Annotated in this window: 15 protein-coding genes; 9 read left to right on the forward strand and 6 right to left on the reverse strand. The window is 50.8% G+C overall.

Annotated elements, in window-relative coordinates; all coding sequences use genetic code 11:
• The first annotated feature begins 177 nt into the window (after positions 1-177).
• Positions 178-1713 (forward strand): hypothetical protein, encoded by a 1536-nt coding sequence (locus ACM1PF_RS09740; RefSeq protein WP_416674282.1) that lies wholly within the window; start codon positions 178-180, stop codon positions 1711-1713.
• Positions 1714-1971: 258 nt separating this feature from the next.
• Here the strand turns inward: ACM1PF_RS09740 and secA are convergent, their stop codons facing one another.
• The 3 genes from secA to ACM1PF_RS09755 form a co-directional block, all read right to left on the reverse strand.
• Complete coding sequence (gene secA / locus ACM1PF_RS09745) at positions 1972-4791, reverse strand: preprotein translocase subunit SecA (protein WP_416674283.1); 2820 nt, start codon at positions 4789-4791, stop codon at positions 1972-1974.
• Positions 4792-4916: 125 nt separating this feature from the next.
• The gene (locus tag ACM1PF_RS09750; RefSeq protein WP_416674284.1) at positions 4917-6308 is read right to left on the reverse strand and encodes an NAD(P)/FAD-dependent oxidoreductase; all 1392 of its coding nucleotides are present in this window, start codon (positions 6306-6308) and stop codon (positions 4917-4919) included.
• A gap of 22 nt (positions 6309-6330) precedes the next feature.
• The gene (locus ACM1PF_RS09755; protein ID WP_416674285.1) at positions 6331-7983 is read right to left on the reverse strand and encodes a sensor histidine kinase; all 1653 of its coding nucleotides are present in this window, start codon (positions 7981-7983) and stop codon (positions 6331-6333) included.
• A 765-nt stretch (positions 7984-8748) separates the two neighbouring features.
• Between ACM1PF_RS09755 and ACM1PF_RS09760 the strand changes: the two genes are divergently transcribed.
• The 4 genes from ACM1PF_RS09760 to ACM1PF_RS09775 all read left to right on the forward strand — a co-directional run bounded on the left by ACM1PF_RS09760 (position 8749) and on the right by ACM1PF_RS09775 (position 15912).
• Positions 8749-10407, forward strand: a complete 1659-nt coding sequence (locus ACM1PF_RS09760; RefSeq protein ID WP_416674286.1) for a type I secretion C-terminal target domain-containing protein — start codon at positions 8749-8751, stop codon at positions 10405-10407.
• Positions 10408-10641: 234 nt separating this feature from the next.
• A complete protein-coding gene (locus ACM1PF_RS09765; protein WP_416674287.1) occupies positions 10642-12612 on the forward strand; it encodes a response regulator in 1971 nt (656 codons plus the stop codon).
• Positions 12609-15452 (forward strand): PAS domain-containing protein, encoded by a 2844-nt coding sequence (locus tag ACM1PF_RS09770; RefSeq protein WP_416674288.1) that lies wholly within the window; start codon positions 12609-12611, stop codon positions 15450-15452. Before ACM1PF_RS09765 ends, ACM1PF_RS09770 begins: the two co-directional genes overlap by 4 nt.
• 85 nt (positions 15453-15537) lie before the next feature.
• Positions 15538-15912 carry a response regulator gene (locus ACM1PF_RS09775; RefSeq protein ID WP_416674289.1) on the forward strand — a complete coding sequence of 125 codons (375 nt, stop codon included), beginning with the start codon at positions 15538-15540 and terminating at the stop codon, positions 15910-15912.
• Between the two features lie 103 nt (positions 15913-16015).
• Here the strand turns inward: ACM1PF_RS09775 and ACM1PF_RS09780 are convergent, their stop codons facing one another.
• Entirely contained in the window at positions 16016-16318 is a 303-nt protein-coding gene (locus ACM1PF_RS09780; protein ID WP_416674290.1) for a hypothetical protein, read from the reverse strand.
• Positions 16319-16444: 126 nt separating this feature from the next.
• Between ACM1PF_RS09780 and ACM1PF_RS09785 the strand changes: the two genes are divergently transcribed.
• Together ACM1PF_RS09785 and ACM1PF_RS09790 are read left to right on the forward strand one after the other, a co-directional pair.
• Positions 16445-16846, forward strand: coding sequence for a tetratricopeptide repeat protein (locus ACM1PF_RS09785; RefSeq protein WP_416674291.1), 402 nt, complete (start codon positions 16445-16447; stop codon positions 16844-16846).
• Complete coding sequence (locus ACM1PF_RS09790; protein ID WP_416674292.1) at positions 16807-17775, forward strand: tetratricopeptide repeat protein; 969 nt, start codon at positions 16807-16809, stop codon at positions 17773-17775. The genes ACM1PF_RS09785 and ACM1PF_RS09790 overlap by 40 nt, the downstream gene beginning before the upstream one ends.
• 3 nt (positions 17776-17778) lie before the next feature.
• Here the strand turns inward: ACM1PF_RS09790 and mnmE are convergent, their stop codons facing one another.
• The gene (gene mnmE / locus ACM1PF_RS09795; RefSeq protein WP_416674293.1) at positions 17779-19152 is read right to left on the reverse strand and encodes a tRNA uridine-5-carboxymethylaminomethyl(34) synthesis GTPase MnmE; all 1374 of its coding nucleotides are present in this window, start codon (positions 19150-19152) and stop codon (positions 17779-17781) included.
• 630 nt (positions 19153-19782) lie between these two features.
• Here mnmE and ACM1PF_RS09800 point away from each other — a divergent pair.
• Complete coding sequence (locus ACM1PF_RS09800; RefSeq protein WP_416674294.1) at positions 19783-20358, forward strand: DUF2062 domain-containing protein; 576 nt, start codon at positions 19783-19785, stop codon at positions 20356-20358.
• Between the two features lie 6 nt (positions 20359-20364).
• Entirely contained in the window at positions 20365-21282 is a 918-nt protein-coding gene (locus ACM1PF_RS09805; protein ID WP_416674295.1) for a DMT family transporter, read from the forward strand.
• 26 nt (positions 21283-21308) lie between these two features.
• Here ACM1PF_RS09805 and ACM1PF_RS09810 read toward each other — a convergent pair whose 3' ends face one another.
• Entirely contained in the window at positions 21309-22532 is a 1224-nt protein-coding gene (locus ACM1PF_RS09810) for a SpoIID/LytB domain-containing protein (RefSeq protein ID WP_416674296.1), read from the reverse strand.
• Positions 22533-22696 lie beyond the last annotated feature (164 nt).

Consider the following 22696-nt stretch of genomic DNA (forward strand, 5'->3'; position numbering starts at 1 on the left):
AAATGCTGTAAAAATGATACAGGCTTGGACATGGGATATATCAAACAATATACATTATTATGTTAGCTAAACTGTTGGAGTAAGCATTCTCCCAAACAGATCGCCCGAATTCAGAAGTTTGTTTTATTAAGAATTGTTTGACTGAGTAATCAACAATCATAGAAGCTGAATTATTTTATGACTCATCCAGGTTGGATAGGTGGTTTTCCAGGAGATTGGACATATCAAGGTGATGCCAAACTCTTAATCGAGGATACTATTCAACCGATACAGATCAGCTTACGCCTCATTTTTGTAGAAGAAGCAGATATTGATGTAGTACTCATTTGGCAGGGTATTACGGATGACGATCGCTTAAAAGCTGCCATAAAAATGCAAGACGTAAAATATCAAGTCCTTATTATTAGAACCAGCATATTCCTTGTAGGTTATTCTATACCTCCCTTTAACACCAACAATGGAACTACAAAATTTAACGTTGTAAGACTAGTAACTTATTCTGGTTGGCCTAAAGAGATTGATATAGGAGATAGCTCTAACTACTTTGTGCAATTAAGGGCTTATTTAAATGATGAATTCTCATCAATGGACGAAATTTTTAATACAGAATTTGAAAACATTCCTAGACAAAGGGATAAAAATTCTAAAATAACTATAGATCAATCGAGTCTTTACTGTGCATTAAACTCAGGCTATCAGGTTAAATGTGGGAAGAAGTACATCACACACAAGGATCATAATGTTTTTAACAGAAAAAACATAGATGTTTTATACAAGCTGAGCTTTATAGATATCCTAGTTCCTTTAAACAATCAACAAATAAATCGTTTTGCTGCTTGTGAAACAAACAACCTTGAGGTTAAGTTAAGCCAGCATTTGGAGGATGTCCTTAATAACTTGTGTGCTTTTCTAAGCATAATTTGTGACTACGAGATTTTACCCGTATATTACGATTATTCGATTTGCTCTCAAAACAAATATATTTCTGGCCGAACAATTCCCATATGGGAAAGGCGTAGAATACCAAGAGTAAGTCGGTCGTGGCCAACCCAAGGTATTCATTTTATGGGAAATATTACCTCATTTCTTGAATGCTGTCCTATTAATAAGCAGATTGCAAGAGGCATTGAACACTTAAAGATAACAGTATATGAATCTACTGTTGGACTAAAACTTATGGCAGCATGTTCTGCAATTGAGTATTTCTACTCCTACTGGTTTTGGGAAATAGGTGGATGTATAAAACTGATCAATGAAAGCTCACAACAAAACAGTCTTGTACATCTAGACAGGAATTCAGTTGAAAAACTTAAGAAGCTCGTAAATCGAGGCAGTGGAAAAACGCCTTATCTTTCAACAGTTATTCGTTTTTTTCTAAGTGACTTGAAGATTGATTGGAGTAAATACATGAGTGATAAGGACACTCCTCAGTTTATTCAAGTTAGAAATGAGCTTTTGCATGGAAGTTTTATTTCGGATGATATATTAATTTTTCAATCTGAAGAGGTGGCTCAAAAACTGGGATCAGAAATATTGTTTTCAATTATGAGAATAATCTCCAAGTCAGATGATTCTCAATTATATGAGAGCTTACCTGTCCGGACACCACACAAGGACTTTTACACTTTATCTGATGGTTGGTTGGAAATCAAAGACTTACTTGACGAGTTGCACAGTGAGCAAAATCTCAAGAGATTTTGGGGTGAAGTCTAGATGCCTTAGTTTTGATGCAAGTGCCTCTAGTCTAACAATCGTCCTAGAACGGATTGAAGGAGGAGCTTGGTGAAGTCTCAGGAGTTTCGGTAAGCACTTAACCAGTAGCAGGGGTAAGAAGCGATCGACAGATTCAAGCGAATAATCTGTCACAGCATCAACTTGATCCCAGTTCGTTTTAAGCCATTACTCAGCTTAAACTTGTGGCAATTGCTGAAGCCATGACAGAGGACACATAATCACCCAAACCCGATCGCCCTACACCATCTCCGAAGACTGCCTTTGCGGTTGCGGTTGCGGCTGCGGTTGGAACTGGAACAGAGCATAGACCACATTCCGACGAATGTTCGTCATCATCTCCAGGAACAGTTCATAACCCTCACTCTTATATTCGATCAACGGATCACGCTGACCGTAGCCCCGTAAACCGATCGCCTCTCGCAGGGCCTCCATTTGTTGCAGGTGCTCCCGCCAGAGCGTATCAATCTGTTGCAGGATGAAGAACCGTTCCGCATCACGCATCAGACCCGGTTTCAGTTGATCGATCTGCGCTTCCTTAATGTCGTAGGCAATCCGAGCCTGCTCATGGAGGAAGGTCTTAACTTCGCCCACCGATAGATCATTCAATTGTTCCGGCTCCAGATCCTTCAGCAGGTAAACAAACTCCTTCACCTTACCCACCACATTGTCCAGATCCCATTCCTCCGGCGGTAACTCCGGATTCACATAGGCATCCACAATGTCATCCATCGTACGCTCAATGTACTTAATCACCTGTTCCTTCAGGTCTTGGCCTTCCAGGACTCGTCGCCGTTCTGCATAGATGGCACGACGCTGGTTGTTCATCACCTCATCGTACTCAAACACCTGCTTCCGGATGTCGTAGTAGTAGGTTTCTACCTTCTTCTGCGCTCCTTCCAGCGATCGCGTCAGCATTCCCGACTCAATTGGCATATCTTCTTCCACCCGGAAGGCATTCATCAGACCCGCCACCCGATCGCCACCGAAAATCCGCAGCAAGTTATCCTGCAGACTCAGGAAGAACCGAGTCGTTCCAGGGTCGCCCTGCCGTCCTGATCGTCCTCGAAGCTGGTTATCAATCCGGCGAGATTCATGGCGTTCTGTGCCGATGACGTGCAAGCCGCCAATTTGCACCACTTCTTCGTGTTCCGCCTTAGTGAACTGTTCGTACTCCTGAAGAATCAGGTTGTAAACCTCCCGCAGCTTCAGGATCGCCGGATCGTCCGTTGGGGCTTTCTCCGCCGCCGTGGCCACCTTATCCTCCGCTTGCAGTTCGGGTAGCGATCGCTCTCCGTAGGTCTTCGCCGCAAACTCCACCGCTTCCTTCAGCTTTTGCTCCGTGGCTTTGGAGAGTTCCGTAGGGAAAATTTGGGGAGAAGCCCGCCAGGTTTTCACCTTTTGGTTGCCCGACGGCATAAAGCCCTTGCCACCCTGACGACCGCTGCCGTCCATCACCTTGGTAATGCTAAAGCCCTCTTCATCTTCCGGTTGGACAATCCGAGGCATCAGGTATTCCCGCACCTTCAGCCGCGCCATATAGTCCGCATTCCCCCCCAGGATGATGTCTGTTCCGCGCCCTGCCATGTTGGTGGCGATCGTCACGGCTCCCTTCCGTCCAGCTTGAGCCACAATTTCCGATTCCCGCTCCACGTTTTCCGGTTTGGCGTTCAGCAGGTTGTGCTCCACCCCAAGCTGACTCAGCATTCGGGAGAGCACCTCTGACTTCTCGACGCTGGTGGTTCCGACCAGGACGGGACGACCTAGTTCATGCATTTCAGCGCACTCTTCTGAGATCGATCGCCACTTGGCTTCCTCAGTCTTGTAAACCACATCCGCCAGATCTCGCCGTCCCGTGGGTCGGTTTGTAGGGATGATGGTAACTTCCAGGTTATAGATTTTCTCGAATTCCGCCTCTTCCGTCTTGGCAGTTCCCGTCATGCCCGCCAGTTTGGGATAGAGTAAGAAGAAATTCTGATAGGTAATTGTCGCCAGGGTTTGGGTTTCCGGTTGAATTTCGACGGATTCCTTCGCTTCGATCGCCTGATGCAGTCCATCACTCCAGCGCCGACCCGGCATTACCCGCCCGGTAAATTCATCTACAATTACCACTTCATCATTGCGGACAATGTAGTTCACGTCCTTTATGAAGAGTTCCTTAGCTTTAATCGCATTAAAAATATAGTGGGCCCAGGGATCCTTGGGATCAAACAGATCCGTCACCCCCAGCAGATCCTCTGCCAGAATGAAGCCCTCATCCGCCAGGATCACATTGCGCTGCTTTTCGTCTACCTCGTAGTGCCCCTCTGGATCATCCTCATCCTGCTTTCGCTTCAGAGCTGCTGCCACCTGAGCTGCCCGCACGTATTTCTCGCTAGGACGCTCCACCTGTCCTGAAATGATCAGTGGTGTTCGAGCTTCGTCAATCAGTACCGAATCCACTTCGTCAATCACGCAGTAGTTAAAGGGCCGCTGCACCACATCCTCGATCGACGTGGCCATGTTGTCCCGCAGGTAGTCAAACCCTAACTCACTGTTGGTGCCGTAGGTAATATCGCAGCCGTAGTTTTTGCGACGTTCAGCCGGAGTCATTCCCTGCTGAATCAGACCGACACTTAAGCCTAAAAAGCGGTGCAGTTGCCCCATCCATTCCGCATCTCGCCGGGCCAGGTAGTCGTTTACTGTAACGACATGCACCCCTTTCCCGGATAGCGCATTCAGGTAAGCGGGCAGCGTTGACACCAGGGTTTTTCCTTCCCCCGTCTTCATCTCCGCAATCTGCCCATCGTGCAGCACCATACCGCCAATCAACTGGACATCGAAGTGACGCATCCCTAAAACGCGCTTCCCAGCTTCCCGCACAACGGCAAAGGCTTCGGGTAGCAAATCATCCAGCGACTCACCATTTTCCAGGCGTTGCTGAAACTCTGCCGTCTTCCCGGTCAACTGCTCATCTGACAAAGGTTGGATTTCCTCCTCCAGGAGGTTGATCTCCACGATGTCATTTTTATATCTCCTAAGCTTGCGTGCGTTGGGGTCGCCCAGCAGATTCTTTAACATGGCAAACGAAAAATGGCTCCTGACGGGAATGACTTATGCTTCCCAGTGTACATTCATCCTATCACTTGGGATTAGGCGTTGGTAATTTGGGTCGGGATTCCCTTAATCAAGGGGAGAAAACCGCCCTAACCTCCCAGCCGATCGCGGATTCCGTATAGCCAATACGCCGATCGCAGGTATTCTCTTCTCAGGAAGGGAAATGGAAATGGTTGGAGCGGTTGCCGAAAAACGGCACAAATTTCAGGCAGGGTAACTTTCTCTGCAACAAGTCGCGCTACCCAACGCCCACTCCAGGTTGCAGCCGCCACCCCATTTCCGTGATAGGCCAGGGCATAGAAAATGCTGGGATCCTGGGGTAGGTTTCCCAGGTGGGGGGTGAGGGATGCGGAAAGGCAAACCAAACCATTCCAGGCATGAGTAATTTCAATTCCTTTCCAGGCAGGAAATAGCTCTCCCAGCCGTCGTACCATCCAGGTTTGATGGCGATCGCGTTCGGTTGGGCTGCCCGTTATTCCACCCCGACTGCCAAACAAAAACCGCCCATCTTTGAGCAGACGATAGTAGAACAGCAGATTGCGAGTGTCGTAAACCGGCGTTTCTGTGTGCCAACCCTGGGCCGATCGTTCGCTGTCCGTCAGGGGACGAGTGGTGATGATTTGGGAGAGGGCGGGTAGGGTACGGCTGTGTAGATTGGGATGGAGAGATGTGGAGGGAATTGGGAGTAGGGAGTGGGGAGTGGGGAAGGAACGATCGTCGGTGTAGCCGTTGGTGGCAATGATCACCGTTTTGGCTCGCAGGGTTCCTCCTGGTGTGTGGAGGAGATGATCGGTTCCGATTTTCTCCCAGGTAATGACTGGACTCTGCCCATAAATTCGGACTCCCCGCTTCAGAGCTGCTCTAGCCAGTCCGCGACTGTACTTAACCGGATTCAGTCCGAACCCGACCCCAACGTGCAAAGCTGCGTGGGCTTCAGGACTGGAAAATCCGTAATCTGCTAATTCCTGGCGTGACCAGAGCTGACAGGGATAGTGGGCGATCTGGGTCAAAAACTCCTGCTCATCGGCTAATAGTCGCAGTCGGGACGGATGATGCGCCACGATAATTTCCCCCTCACCCTGGGGATCGATCGCCATGTTTTCTGTTTTCGCCAAATGCTGCACCCAATCAATTGCCGATCGCTGCTCCTGGTAGTATCGCTGAGTTTCTACCCAGCCAAATTTATGGATCAACTGCTGGTGGGATAAAGCGGTTCCACCCACACAGCAAAACCCGCCATTCCGTCCTGAGGCTCCCCATCCGGGCATTCCTGCCTCCAGAATTGCAGCCTGAATCCCGTGTTCCCTGGCTAAATGCAGAGCCGCAGACAGTCCAGTAAATCCACCGCCAATAATTGCCACTTCACAGGTTTGGGACTGGTTCAGGGGTGAACAATCCGGGTCAATCGGCCCATCCGTTGTTTCCCAATAGCTGCCGATGGGAAGGGTGCGATCGTAAACCGAAGGGTGATACCAGGACATATGGCAACCTATATCAGGCGATCTATTCCTTTTTGCCTGCTAGCGGCAGGAAGATGGTTAACACTTCTCCTTCTTCCGGTCGCTGGCGCACGATCAGCTTACCACCGAGGGCCTGGAACAGATTCTTGGTGACAGACAGGTTGAGGCTGAGATTCCCCGTTTCCGGTTGAAACATCAGCAATTGCCCGATCGACTTCAGATTCGAGGCAAAGCCCATGGAGTGACTGCCCATCTTTTGCTTCACCAGGGGATGGGATTCTAACTGAAGCTTCAACTGGTGTCCCGCCAGGGAGACTTTCACCTCTATATGACTACCGGGGGGCAGACTGTGGGTGATGCGATCGATCAACCCTGTCAAGACCTGATCCAGCATGGCGGGATCGGTGACAACTGAGGGCATTTTCTGCGGCAGGATAATATCCAGCGTGTGATTGTGCTGGTGGGCCTGCTGTTGCCAGCGAGGAATATTTTGCTGCAACACCTGCTCCAGGGAAATGGGAGCCAGGGAAGTTAACAGGTTCCGAGTTTGCGCTGTTTCTAGCTCCGCTGCCCGGAAGATCAGGCTAAACCGATCGATCTGTTCGGTGCATTCTCGATCGATCACTTCCAGCCGTTTAACCACATCGGGGTTCAGATCTTTTCGGCGTAACAATAGCCGCGTTAGCGTCCGGATCGTGGTGAGGGGAGTCCGAACTTCATGGGCGATCGCCTGAAGCAGTTCTGTATCTGAGGTGGGAGGGGGAGCAGGGGGAGCAGAGTTTTCCATCGGGCTGGATGGAACGGTAGGGTGAGCGCTCCGTTTTGCCTTGCTGGACTTGCGACCTTGCCGAGGTGATGGGGCGATCGGTTCTGACCCCTGATCTGCATTCGTGGATGGCATCGACTGAAACGATGTCCCGACCTGCTGAAATACGGGGCTATCGGGGCAAAGCGTCGTCTTCTCTTCCAGTTCAATCCGCTGGGGCAAATGGGCCAGCATTAACCGACTAAATTGTGTCACCAGATGGTAATCCGGCGTGACGGGGGGAAATTGCTTCACCAAACGAGCGATCGCTGGAGCCATCTGTGGAGTAGCCAGCTTGACCCGCGCTTCGAGCGATCGCCAGGCTTGCCGTGCCACCTCTGGGTCAAAGGAAAAAGTGAAGGTCGGAGTTCCGTCTGGGGCTTCTCCTAAAACCATGACCAGGCTAAATTCTGTCGTTAGAGCCAAACAAAACTGTTCAGCCGCTAGGGGGTCTTTGGGCAAAAGGGGCAGGGTCGGAATTTTGTTGTAAACCGAGTCCGTATCATTCGCCGCAGGCAACAGTTGCAGAATCTCTCCGGGGGCCGCCACCGTAAACATCCAGGTGGAAATCCGATCGGCCAGACTGACCTGATCGAGTACCGGAAATGGCCCCGATAAAAGAATGCCTTGCAGCGGAACGATCTCATCTCGATTGGCGGTGCGATCGCTGGCTGGGTCAGAACCTGACGAACTTTCCAAATCCACCTGCTGCTCTAACCCAACAATCCACTGCAACAGATGATTCAGTGCCGCAACCGCCCCCGACCATTCCCGTTCCGCCCGAACCTGCTGTTGAGCCGGAAACTTTAATAGTCGGCTCTGCTCTGGTTCAGCGATCGCCATGATCTCACTAATTGTCGGCAAGTACCACTTATACACAAGATCACCCATTTGACCACTTGCAACAGGCAGTTTAGGTCAGGACAGCCCGTCCTGCTGCTCATACTATGACAATACCGGGCAAAGCGAACCAGGAACAACCTTAAAACCGAACCAAATCAGTCGCAATCTCCAGACTGCGCAGTCATAAAATGCAAATTTTGATCTGGGAGGTGGATGCAACAAGTCAAGGCAGCATTAGTTGCTGAGCCAGCGAGCAGACTGATTTCCTCTAGATGGGGTGGGGAAAAGAAATGATTGAACTCCGTGAATCCTGTAAAAAAAGATCTAAGAGATGTTAGAAAACGATCGAGTCGGGGCAAGATAGATTTAACTGGAACGGAACGCGATTGATGATAATTTGCGCTCTATTTCTTCCTGATAGAGTATTACGTATCTACCGTCACTGGTTACGAAGTTGACAGAGATTTTGGAATTCAATCCTTCTCTATGCGTTGCTTGAATTGGGGGCTTAACTTTAAGGATTGGTTCTAACTTTCCAAAATCCTCGTTGATTTAAGAAATTGTGTTGTTTTTCCCTGAAGTTCTATCATCGCGGCAGCCTATGCTGCCAACTTTGCCTTGCATTGCATCGCTTTGCATTGCCTTGTAATGTTTGACTCTGGATTACGATACGTCAACATTCTTCTGTGTATCCCTAAAGCTTTCGATAATTTGTTCCTGTTTGATTCTCTGTGCAAGATACGTTCTGGCAGCTTTGCCGTATCTTGATTCGGTTTTGTTGGGCTAAAACCTATTCGTTTTCAGGAGTTTTTCATGCCTGTTTCTTCATTGCTCAGCGTTGTTATCAGTCCCGTAGAATCCTTACTTAATCAGTCATTCAACACCATCCATGTCGCCTTTAATTACATTGAAATTTTGGGTTTGGAGGTTTCAGGATTAGGTGTTGAAGACTTTAATTTGACGCGCGATGGTGTGGAGATTGATCTGGATGCAGCAGGTGTAACTATTGAGTGGGATCCTGCCAGCAGTAGCTATAAGCTGACTGGGCTAGCACCACTCATGCAGGAGGATGGAGAGTATTTCCTGGAACTAGTTTCTGACGGCTCTGGTATCACTGCTTCAATTCCAGCAATTGGTGGACTATTAGAGCCTCTAATTGTACCTCTAACCGAAGATGCTTCAGTTGACTGGGTGTTAGATATGACCGCACCAGTAGCATCGATCGTGCCCATCAACGAGGTCACGGAAGCCTTAGACAGCATTCGTATTTCCTTCACTGAAGACGTTACTGGGTTTGATATCCAGGATCTGATTCTGAAGTTGAACGGTGAGGTAGTAGATTTAACGAATGCTAGCTTGGACGGAAGCGGTAGCGAGTATATTCTGAGCGGTCTTGGGGATCTCACGGGTGAAGTAGGGGAGTATATCCTCAGTCTCAAAGAAAATTCTGGCATTGTGGATGCTGCTGGTAACCCAATTCAAGATGCCGTGTTGCAAAGCTGGTCTTTGGTTGAAGCGATCGGTGGCGGCGGTACAGGTGGTGATCCGATCGATGGCGGCGGTACAGGTGGTGATCCGATTGATGGCGGCGGTACAGGTGGTGATCCGATCGATGGCGGCGGTACAGGTGGTGATCCGATCGGCGGCGGCGGCACAGGTGGTGATCCGATCGGTGGCGGTACGGGCACGGGTGGCGGCAACACTCCGATCGGTGGTGGCACTGGCACGGGTGGCGGCAACACTCCGATTGGTGATGGCACGGGCACAGGTGGCGGTAATACTCCGATCGGTGGCGGTACGGGTACGGATGGCGGCAACACTCCGATCGGTGGCGGTACGGGTGGCGATCCGCTCATGCCATTCGATCCCATGAGTGGTGCAACTGCAACCGCACCCATCGATCGCTTTGCAAGAGGAAAGTTTCAGCGACGGATGCGCGGTACGAAAAACGCCGATCGCATGAAGGGCACGAATAAAAACGATGTCATCCTGGGGAGAGGCGGCAACGATCGAATCAATGGCAGGGGTGGCAACGATCACATTGATGGTGGTGCAGGCGATGACCGGATCAATGGTGGCAAAGGCAACGATCTGCTCCGTGGTGGTGCAGGGAACGACACCCTGATTGGTGGTGCAGGGGATGATGTCCTGATTGGCGGTATGGGCAATGATGTCCTGATTGGTGGTGCAGGTAAGGATCGATTCGTCTTCAACTCCTTGAATGAGGGAACCAATACGATCCGAGACTTCCAGGTTGCAGATGATTTGATTGACCTGCGCGGTATTTTCAGAACCATTGGGGCAACACCAGCCGATCTGGCCAAAGTGGTTCAGCTAGAGCAAGTGGGTTCTGCCACTCAAGTCAGCGTTGATACCGATGGATTGGGGGCTGGAACTGTCTTTAAGCCGATCGTGCAATTAAACAACGTGGCAGCATCGACATTGAGTTCTAGCAATTTTGTTGTGGGCTAATTTCCTGAGTAGAGCAGTCCTTTGGTGAGGCTACAGGGTCGTCTTTAATGGTGAAGTGACCCAGACAGTACACAGATGAAATAACGAATGAAGGGGGAGTGAATCCGAATAGTGATTTATTCCCCTTTTTTTATACCGACTTGCAACCCTAACAAAATTTGTAAATTTGTCCTTGATTCCACTCTCATTCCTATGATGTAGGGTAGCAGTGGTAATCACCGATCGCAGCCTGGCATGAGAATTTTACTGATTGAGGACGATGAGGCCATGGCCACCACCATCGTTCAGCACTTTTTGAAGCAACGCTACCTCGTCAACACGGCGGGCAAAAGTGAGACGGGTTTAGAGCTGGCTGAAGCCTACGAGTACGATTTGATTGTGCTGGATGTGGGTTTACCTGACTTAGATGGCATCAGTGTTTGTCGTCAACTGCGTGCTCAGGGTCATCAAATGCCCATTCTCCTCCTCACAGCGCATCAAAGTAGTCATGAGCGGGTTCTGGGGCTGGATGCAGGAGCCGATGATTATTTAGTGAAGCCCTTTGACCTGGAAGAACTGCTGGCTCGTGTACGAGCTTTATTGCGCCGCCAAAGTCAGGTACTGCCACCCGTCATCACCTATGGAGAACTGCATCTTGATCCAAGTGCCAAGGAATTCACTTACCAAAATCACACTTTACGCCTTACCCCCAAGGAATATCAACTCCTGGAACTGTTTGTGATGAATCCGCGCCGGGTCTTCAGCCGCGCTGTCGTGCTCGATCGCCTCTGGTCAGTTGATGAATTTCCCAGTGAAGAAACCGTCACAGCCCATGTTAAAAGTCTGCGTCAACGGCTAAAGGCAGTTGGAGCACCGGCAACTTTGATTGAAACGGTCTATGGTCTGGGCTATCGTTTGTCGGCAGCACCCTCTTCCCAGCGCAGTAACCCCTCCAGGGTAGGAATGCCTCCCGCGACCTCTGCCTCACTGCCACCTCCCTCGGACGATCGGACTCAACAAGCCATTACCAGCATTCAGGCCATCTGGCTCAAATTCAAAGATGGATTTTTGACTCAGGTTAAGCGGTTGGAAGAGGTGGGAGTGGCAGTTCAGTCCAATCAACTGACTCCCGAACTGCTGCATCGAGCCAAACAGGATGCCCATAAGCTGGCAGGTTCTTTGGGAACGTTTGGTCATGAAACCGGATCGCAGTTAGCGCAGGAGATTGAGGCGATTCTCCAATCTGAAGCAACTTTGCAAGCGACTAGTGCTCATTTTCTGGAACTGGTGCAAACCCTTTTCCAGGAGTTAAAGCGACAACCGACGATCGCCCCCTATTCTGAATCGGTGGAGGCAATCCCTTCGCCCTATACCCTGCCTACCAATGCGAAACTACACGTTTTGCTCATTGATGATGATACTCAGCTAACGGAGCGGATTGAACTGGAAGCGGCTCGTTGGAACTGGTATGTGCAGGTTGCCCCCCACCCTGAAGCGGCTCGTACGCTCCTGAGTCAACACCGACCGGATGTAATTTTGCTAGATCTGACCTTCCCGGATAGTGCTGAAGATGGACTGTCGCTGCTCGATCAGTTGACCCATCAAATGCCTAACTTACCCATCCTGATTTTCACGGGACGCGGCAGTTTGAACGATCGCATTGAAGCAGCACGATTGGGCGGAAGAGCGTTTTTGCAAAAACCGGCTGCCCTGGATCAAATTTTTGATGCCGTAACGCGAGTCATGGAACAGGCGCAGATTAACGATGGCAGAGTCATGATTGTCGATGACGATCCGGTGATTCTGGAAACGATTCGCAATTTACTAACCCCCTGGGGACTGTCCATTACTTCGCTGACCGAGCCAGAACAGTTCTGGGATGTGCTGGCCATTACTCGTCCAGACCTGCTGATTCTGGATATTGAAATGCCCAAAATCAACGGCATCCAACTTTGCCAGGTGGTTCGCAACGATCCGCAGTGGGCTGAACTACCGATTTTGATTCTTTCTGCCCACACAGACTCTGAAACCCGACGACAGGTGTTTACCGTTGGAGCGGATGACTATGTGCAAAAGCCGATCGTTGAACCAGAATTAGTGGTGCGGGTGATGAATCGCATTGAACGATCGCAACTGCATCAGCAATTGGTCAAACGGCTCTCCCAAGCCCAAGCCCAAGCCCAAACCCAAGCCCAAATGACTGCCCCTACTGAACAATCACCATGAATCCCAGCCCTGAACCCCCGAACCCTGAACCTTCTTATTACCAAACCGATCCAGGTCAACAAAGCGAAGAATTTCTGCGTGTAGCCCTGGAAGCGGCCGGAGTGGGCGTGTGGAACTGGAATCTGTTGACGGGCGAAGTCCGCTGGTCTTCCGGGCACGAAAAATTGTTTGGGCTGGCTCCGGGCTGCTTTGATGGACAATATTCTACCTTTGAAGCCCTTTTGCATCCAGACGATCGCCTGCCGTTGAACCAGGCAGTGCAGTGGGCTTTGCAGAATTGCAGTACTTATCACCACGAATTCCGGGTGGTTTGGCCCGATGGGAGTTTGCACTGGATTGAGGGACGGGGGCAGTTTGGCTACGACGATGCCGGAGTTCCTGTATGGATGACAGGAATGGTGGTTGGGATCGATGAGCGGAAAGCAGCAGAAGCGGCGCTCCAGGAACGAGAAACATGCTACAGATTATTAGCCAGAGCCACCAATGATGCCATTTGGGATTGGAATTTAGTGACCCATCAGGTGGAGTGGAATGAAGCCATTCAGACGTTATTTGGCTATGCGCCGGAGGAAGTCCGTCCTGATCCAGACTGGTGGCTGGAGCGCATTCATGCAGATGAACGTCATCAGGTACACACTCGGATTTTTCAGGCCATTTATACGGGGGAACAGTTCTGGTCGGAAGAATATCGCTTTCGTCGGGCAGATGGTTCCTACGCCCTCGTGATCGATCGCGGATTTGTCATCCAAAATTCTCAGGGAGTTCCCTTGCGGATGATTGGTTGCATGATCGATGTTGGCGATCGCAGGCGAGTTGAACAGGAACTTCAGATCAAGCAGGAACTGCTCAACAGCATTTTTCAATCCCTGGAGGATGTGGTCTGGTCGATCGCCCTGGATTTTAGCTGCACCTTTTTTGTGAGTTCTGCCACAGAATCTATCTACGGTCGATCGCCTGCCGAGTTTGAAGCAAACCCACAACTGTGGTTGGAAGTTGTTCATCCAGACGATCGCTCTCAGGTCGAAACTGCCTTTAGCAACGGGATGACTACTGGGCATTTTAACCTGGAATATCGCATCTGTCGGATGGATGGAGCAATCCGCTGGATACACGATCGGGGACATTTAGTGTACGACGACAAGGGACAGCCGAACCGGATGGATGGAATTTTGACAGATATTACTCAGCGGAAGGAAACGGAAGCAGCACTTCGCTGTAGTGAAGAAGATTTGCGTTCTGCCAAACAAGATCTGGAACTGCGCGTTGCTGAACGAACTACGGAACTCACTGAATTAACCGATCGCCTACAGCGAGAGCTGGAAGAACGACAGCGGACTCAAAAGATACTCCAGGATCAGGCTCACCTGCTGGATTTAGCGCATGACACCATCATGTCACTGGATCTGGATTTGCGAATTACCTTCTGGAATCATGGCGCAGAGGTGATGTATGGATGGTCAAAATCAACTGCTTTAGGCTGTGTGGCCCCTGAGCTTTTACATACGCAATTTCCCTGCCCTTTACCTGAATTGCACCAGATACTACAACAGAAAGGATACTGGGAAGGTGAACTGATTCATACCACCCATGAGGGCAAAATTTTAACTGTTTTCAGCCGTTGGGTTTTACAGCGAGATACGACAGGGGAGCCGATCGCCATTCTGGAAATCAATAATGACATTACCCCCCGCAAACAGGTCGAAGAAGCCCTACGGCAAAGTGAAGAACGATTTCGTAGTGCCTTTGATCATGCCTCGATTGGAATGGCTCTGATTGGATTGGAAGGACGATGGCTGAAGGTGAACCCTGCCCTCTGCGAAATTGTGGGCTATTCTGAAGCAGATTTGTTGACCACGTCCCCCCAAACGATTACCCATCCCGATGACCTGGAAAGCGATCGTCCATTACTGGAACAACTTTTGCAAGGTGAAATCCGTTCCTACGATGTTGAAAAACGGTATTTTCATCGACAGGGTCACCTGATCTGGATCTTGCTGAGTACGTCCCTACTGCGAGACAGCCAGGAAAGACCGCTTTATTTCGTTTCGCAAATTCAAGACATCACGACCCGTCGAGAAGTGGAGCAAGTCAAAGATGAGTTTATCTCCATCGTTAGCCACGAACTTCGCACACCGCTGACATCAATTCGTGGTTCATTGGGTCTACTGGCTTCTGGCGCGTTAAAAAATCATCCGGATCGGGCCCAACGCATGATTGAAATTGCTGCGATCGACATTGAACGATTAGTGCGGTTAGTCAACGATATTTTGGATCTTGAACGGTTGGAGTCGGGGCGGGTGACGCTGACAATGGAATCCTGTAGTGCAGAGAAACTGATGACTCGCTCCATTGAAGCGATGCGATCGATCGCCAGTAAAGAAAACATTACGCTCACGATGGTTCCGACCTCCGCTCAAGTCTGGGCTTCTCCAGATCATGTGATTCAAACCCTGACGAACCTGTTGAGCAATGCCATCAAATTTTCCCCTCCCCACAGTACCGTTTGGGTCTATGCAGAAGTGATCAATCCCAGCGAAGCCTCTTTGATTCCAGATGCCTCTGTAATTCCATCTCTGCCCCATGTGCAGTTTTGCGTTCAGGATCAGGGCCGTGGCATTCCCCCTGATCATCTAGAAAGCGTGTTCGGGCGATTTCAGCAGGTGGATGCTTCAGATTCTCGCAAGCAAGGTGGCACAGGGCTGGGGTTGGCCATTTGCCAGAGCATTGTGCATCAACATGGCGGAAAAATTTGGGTGACCAGTACCCTGGGGCAGGGTAGCTGTTTCTATTTCACCTTACCGATTCCCAGCAATGAAGAATCAACGGAACTGACGATATAGCTGACTATACAAATGAGAATAGGAACAAACGAGAATAAGATCATAAAATAAACGAAATAGAATAATTTCCGAATCAACCAGCTATATGAAGCGAGTATTAGTGGTCGATGATGAAGAACGAATTCAAGAAGTAGTCCAGGCTTGCCTGGAGATCCTATACGGTTGGCAAGTTTATACAGCCAGTTCTGGAACTGAAGCCCTCGAGCAAGCCAAGGCACATCAACCAGACGCAATTTTGCTGGATGTATCGATGCCGGAAATGGACGGTATTACCCTACTTCAACAACTCCGATCGAACCCAGCTACGGCTAAAATCCCAGTTATTTTGCTAACCGCCAAGTCCCATTCCTTGAACCAACTGGAAGCTTCAGATAAGATATCAGGCAAAGTATCAGGACTGATTACCAAACCGTTTGAACCGTTGAAACTGGCAGAACAAATTATGGCAATTTTGGAGTAGCTAAAAACTAACAGGGGCGATCGAACACCACCCCTGCCGTTAGATGCTTTTCAATTTGCAATCAGTGCTATCTGGCAATCCATACCATACAGCAATTAGCGGTTTATTCAACTGGAATCGATAGATCCAACCGCTGGCGCGGTGGCTGTTCCCGTCGTTGAATTTCTACCTGGTTTTCATTGATCCGAATTTCGGTTTGGGGTTCAGGACGCTCATAGATCTCGACATTGACCCGATCGCCATCCGATGAGATTCTGGGCTGAACTTCTCTTCGCCTTGGAGTGGTTAAATCAACTTCAAAACCATCACCCAGTCGAATGGCTTGAGCCGATGCCGGAACAGCTCCCGTTAATGCCAGCCCAAACACAAAGAGACTCAACACACCACGCTTCAGTACAGTCTTCATGCCTTGACCTCCTTCTGCGTTCTTTTTCTCATGATCGCAAACAATTGTTACAAAAACATCGCTCAAAAGAATTAGTTTGGTTTACGAATTGGGCTTGAACGGGGCATCCTCACATTAATTGCTGTCATGTCACCTGTTATTGAGGGCGCAACCATGAATCGCATCTGCCAAATCGTTGCCAGTGTTGGCATGGGAATGATGTTGACAGGGGTTACTCTGCCAGCCGCATCTCAGCCCCCAGGATTAATTGCCCAAGTCAGTGCAGAGCAGTTTTATCGCATGGGCTTAGAACAGTCCAACCGGGGCGAATACCGGGAAGCGATCGCTAGCTTTGAACAAGCCATTCAACTCAACCCAGTTTATGCAGAAGCTTACTTTCATCAGGGGATTGCCTACAGCAAGTTAGGTGATTTTGAGAATGCTATTTCCAGCTTTGATCGAGCGATCGAGATTAATCCGGATTATGCAGAAGCCCATTTTCAGCGGGGGTGGCCCAGGTGCAGTTGGGCGATCGGACTGCGGCTCTAGCGGATTTTGATCAAGCGATTCTGCTAAGTCCTGCCTATGCCCCAGCTTATGTGCAACGGGGTGTGATTCTGGCCAGAGCCGGACAAATGCCGGAAGCCGTTGCTGATTTCGATCGAGCCATTGCCCTGGATTCCCGCAACGGAGAGGCTTACCTGAACCGATGCACGGCGCATTACAGGTTAGGCAATCGTCAATCTGCCCTATCGGACTGTAATCAGGCAGTGCGATATCTACCTGAATCGGCCCTTGCCGTCTATCAACGGGGTTTTGTCCAATCTTCCCTGGGGAATGGCCGAGCCGCCATGTCTGATTTCAGTCAGGCAATTCGCCTGCAACCCAACTACCCGGAAGCACTGGTGGGTCGGGGCATTATCCGCTTTTCTTACCAGGATGTCACAGGTGCGATCGAAGATTTGAATCAAGCTCTGGAACTCAACCCGAACTACGCAGAAGCCTACAAGGTGCGGGGCCATCTCCACCGCAGGCGTGGCAACCTGACCCAGGCGATTACAGACTATAACAGTGCGATTGCCCTAAACCCCGACTATGATGCAGCGTATCAGGGACGGGCCGCAGCCCGATTGGCTCTGGGAGATATGAACCGGGCCGAGCAAGACTACAGTGAAGCAATTGCGCTCAATCCGGGGAATATTGCCGCCTGGATGGGTCGGGGTCAATCTCGGGCCAGTTTGGGCGATCGCCGCAGTGCAGTGGAAGACTTCACCCAGGTGATCCAGGTTGTCCCGGATTATGCCGATGCCTATTTCTATCGCGGTACGATTCATGCGGAGTTGGGCGAAACTACCAGCGCCATGGATGATTTGCAGCGAGCAGGCAGTCTTTACCTGCAACAGGGCAGAACTCAGGAGTATCGGGAATCTGTGCGTCAGATGAATCTGGTGCAGTACGGTTTTGCTCCCTGGGAATAGCCTCTATTTGCCAATACAGAAACGACTGAAAATTTGATCCAGCACCGACTCAGTGATTTCTTCCCCGGTGATTTCGCCCAGTGCCTGAATTGCCAGCCGCAGGTCAATTGTCCAAAAATCCAGGGGCAGTTGGTCTGCGATCGTTTGCTGGACTTGCTGAAGGGCCGCTTTGGCAGTGGTCAGGGCGGCCGCCTGACGCTGGTTGATGGCAAAATCCAAATTGGCTGCTTGCACTGTGCCCCGTTGGACGATCGCCAAAATCGCCTGCTCTAACTCGTCAATCCCCCGATTCTGAGCTGCAACAGTTTGCACAACTGATGCGATCGCGGCTGGAAAATCAGGCATCCCTCCTGACTGCACCAGATCCACCTTATTAATCACCAGGATCAGAGGGCGATGGTTGACCTGCTGATAGATTGCTTGATCGGCATCCGTCCAACCCGCTGAAGCATCAATGGTCAACAGCACCAGATCGGCCGTTTGAGCCGCCAACCGCGATCGCTCTACCCCAATTTTTTCCACCTGATCCGCCGCTTCCCGTATTCCGGCCGTATCCAGCACTTGCACTGGAATTCCACCGACCACCAACTGTGATTCCACCACATCCCGCGTGGTTCCAGGCAAATCTGTCACAATGGCTCGATCGCTGCGGCTCCAGCTATTCAGCAAACTCGACTTCCCCACGTTGGGGCGACCCACAATCGCTACCTTCAATCCCGATCGCAGTAATTCACCCCGATCGGCCGTCGCCAAAATCTGTTCTACCGTGGTCAACACCGCTGCCAGCTGCACCTTGACCCAGCCTTCATCCAGAGGCGGTAAATCATCCTCAAAGTCAATCCGGGCTTCCACTTCCGCCAAAATTTCTAAACAGGTCGATCGCAACTGCCGAATCGGCTGGGCGAGTTTTCCCTGCAAGCCTGCCAATGCAGATTCTGCTGCCTGGGGAGATTGGGAACCAACCAGATCGGCAATACTTTCTGCCTGGGTCAGATCCAAGCGTCCATTCAAAAAGGCTCTCAGGGTAAACTCCCCCGGTTGGGCCAGTCGGGCCCCCTGCTCCAAACAGAGTTGCAGCACCTGCTGAACTGCCATAATTCCGCCATGACAGTGAAACTCCACCACATCCTCGCGGGTGTAGGAACGGGGAGCCAGCATCAACAGCAGCAAGGCTTCATCCACCACTGTTTGCGTTTGCGGATGTTGCACATAACCATACAAAATTCGATGACTCTCCCAGGTCTGCCGCCCCGGAACCCGAAATAGCTGACGGGCGATCGCTACCGATTCGGTGCCAGACACCCGCACAATTCCAACGCTCCCCTGCTGAGGAACAATGGCAGTAGCAATGGCGGCGATCGTGTCGGTTTGGAGCATGGAGGTCGGGGGTTGGAGATCGGGAGTCAGGCTGCAAGGGGGTATCCCACTTTTGCATTGGTGTGATGGCTAGTTTACTGGTAGGCAAGACTTCGGCGTTAGCTCAGGACTTCGGCGAGGACTTCGGCATGATCTCAGTCGAACGCTGCCCGTCCTACGGGGACATTACACTTCCTTATCCCCCAGATTCCAGGCTACGGTGTACACACAAGTCATCTGCTCTAGCCACGACTGGGTTTGATCCTCCCTAACCCTCCTTAAAAAGGAGGGAACCGGATTAGAAGTCCCCCTTTTTAAGGGGGATTCAGGGGGATGTATCAGGGTTTGAGCCTCTCAGTCAAGATCTGTGTGCACGGTAGCAGATTCCAGGAGAGCCACACTGTTTCAGTCAAATTCAGTCAGATTCAGTTAGAAATTTAGCTACAAATCGTCGTTAATTTGACAGATCAAGCCTCTAAATCCTCCCCTTGGTTCTTCCCTAACGCTTCAATTCCCTACCAGAATAGAGTCATCATCTGCCTACAATAAAATAAGCAGCCCCTCCCATTGTCTTCTGTGTAGTGTCTTCTGTGCAGTGTCCTCTGTGCAGTCTCACATCCATTCAGCGAATTGCCGTTCAGCTAAAATTTTATGCGTCAATTCCAATTTTTAACTTCCTCTCGTTCTCCCCATATCCGCTCCATCCGCTCTCGACCCTTGAAAATCCATCCGCAAAAGTTTCCTGCCAGACGATCGTGGCACCGAACCTTCCGCTACCTGTATTACCGACTGCTGCGGGTGCGAGGCAGTCCAGAGGTGATTGCGAGAGGGCTGGCAATTGGCGTGTTTGCGGGTTGGTTCCCCTGGTTTGGGCTACAAACGCTGATTGCGATCGCCCTGGCAATTTTGCTGCGAGGGAATAAAGTAGTGGCAGCAGCAGCAACCTGGATCAGCAATCCGTTCACCTATGTTCCCATCTTCGCATTTAACTATCAGGTGGGCCGTTGGCTGCTGGGAAGGACAGACGAACCATTTGATATAGCAATGTTATCTAGCTTAGATGGCGTTAAGGAATTGGGTGGAGATATTCTGGCAACGCTGTTTTTTGGCTCCCTGGTGATGGGTAGCATTTCTGCAACGGTGGCCTATGTTTTGGGACATCGGCTGATTCGGCGGGCGCGTCAACAGCATTATGGGCGGCGAATTCGGCGGCGGTTGGGGCGTTAACCCACGATGTCCCCTTCAGTGCGACCCTCAAACTGGCAGGTTTGGCTAATCCTGACAGCTGGAATTCTGTCTGTATCGACGGCTGCGATCTTTATTCGCATGGCGTTTGCCGCAGTAGATACACCGGATGTGGGGTTCAGTCTGGTTTTAGCTGCCTCTCGCCTCACCCTGGCAGCCCTGTTTCTGCTTCCCGTCTGGCGCAACTTTCGCTCTACGCCGTTCCAAGCCAACGCCCTACTATTCTCATCGATCGCCGGTTTTTTCCTGGCAGTTCACTTCGCATCCTGGATTACTTCGCTGGCCTATACCTCGATCGCGGCCTCCGCCACCCTTGTCACCACTAATCCGATCTGGGTCGCCCTGATCTCCTGGCTCTGGTTTCGGGAACAGCCGACTCGGTTGACGATCGGTGGGATTCTGCTCACCCTGCTGGGAGGAGTGTTTGTTGCATCGGGTGGACTGGACGGTAGCTCCATGGGCAGCAATCCACCCTTGGGAAATTTCCTGGCGCTTCTGGGTTCCTGGTCTATTAGTCTCTATTTTTTGTTGGGACGAGAAGCCCAACGACGCGGACTCAGTATCAGTAGCCATGTGGCCCTGACCTATGGAGTGGCGGCGATCGTGTTGCTGCCCCTGCCTTTGCTATTTGGGACTAGCTATGTCGGCTATCCTACCCAGGTATACGGGTGGATCCTGCTGATGGCGGTATTTCCCCAACTGATTGGTCATACCAGCTTCAATTGGGCTGTGCGGTGGATGTCCCCCACTCTTGTGACTTTGACGATCCTGGCAGAACCGATCGGAGCCAGTGTTCTGGGAATTCTGGTTTTTCAAGAAATTCCTGGATGGCAGGTGGGGGTCGGGGCCGCAGTGATTCTCCTGGGAGTGGCGATCGCGGCGATCGGGGCACGGCAACCCCCATAAATCAGTTGATTGCCGCTGACGCAAATCTAATCCACCACCTCAATCACCGACAGTGCAACCCCCTGGTAATAGTGGGACAAAATTTGCTGATAGTTGTAGCCCCGTTCCGCGAACACCCTGGCTCCCCACTGGCTCAGGCCAATCCCATGGCCATACCCCCGTCCCACTAAATTAAAACTATTGGGAACCGTAGGGATATTGCCACCCGCAGCAGCTACCCGACTCAGGACTGGCTCCAGGGTAAACAGGGTACTGCGAATGCCCAACGCACTCCGGGCATCTTTGCCGCTAATGGTCATGCCGCCAGTACTACCCTGGATTTGCAACGACACGACTCGCCCCCGGGAATCGATCGTTGGGGTAATTTCTGCAATTGCGCCGGAGTAACCTATCTGCTGGGCAAATTCCTGGGCATTAAACGATCGCGTCCATTGACAGTCTTGAATATCTGCATCTGGGCTAGGAACGCCGCGCAGGTAGGGCAAGGGGTTCGACCAAACATCTTCTACATTTTCCGTATGTCCCCCTGCACAGGCATGGAACACCGCATTGATCAACTGGTTCCCGTGGGTGAGGACTTGCCCTCTGGTGGCTTCGACCGCAGCGCGAGTACTGGCGGCTTCCTTATCCACCCCCCCATAAACCTGCCATCGGGTGGTGTTGCCCACATCAAAAATGGCGTTCGCGCTATTTTGCCGTTGATACAGAACATAGGTTCGAGCTGCTACCGCCTGGGCTTTTAGGGCTTCAAGGTGCCAGCTTGCGGGCATTTCCGCCCCCACCACGCTGTAGAGGTAGGCTTCCAGGTCAACATAATTCACAGCCGTCAGTCCACCACTGGACTGCACCACGCAGGTAAACCCGCGATACCAGGTGTCATTGATAAAAACCAGTCCATCTGCTCCAGGCTGAAGACAGAACTGACTGGATCGCAGTTGATTCACGCCAATCTGCCCATCTTTGGTTTCCGCCATCACCGCATTCATGGCTGGAATGGACTGAATGGCTTGCCCCGTCGCATCGACCAACGCTGCATCCGTCGAGCTGCCGATTTTAACCTGATTCACATTCTGCTCGATCGCTACTCGTAACGGGAGTTGAGCGGCTGCGGGAAGGGTTGCAGCAAACCATAGTAGCGGTGCAATCCACCAGATTCGCCGATTGGAATGCATTGCCGTGAGCATCCACCGCATGAGCCGAAAGGAACGAGAGGAATAAGCACTTTCGGCAGAGCAGGTTTCAGATGTCATGTTGTTAGACTCCTCACACTGAAAGATCTGAAAAAACTTTCAATTAATCACGTGGAACGATGCAGGTGAACGATGCGGAGGCGACCCCCAATTAACGAACCTTGCATAATAGTACGTTAATTTCACGGAGGATCGAACAAGATTTCATAGGTTTTTTGCTGCTC

Origin of the sequence: Egbenema bharatensis FJBBOT/2019 (assembly GCF_048077055.1) — a bacterium.
Lineage (GTDB): Bacteria > Cyanobacteriota > Cyanobacteriia > Elainellales > Elainellaceae > Egbenema > Egbenema bharatensis.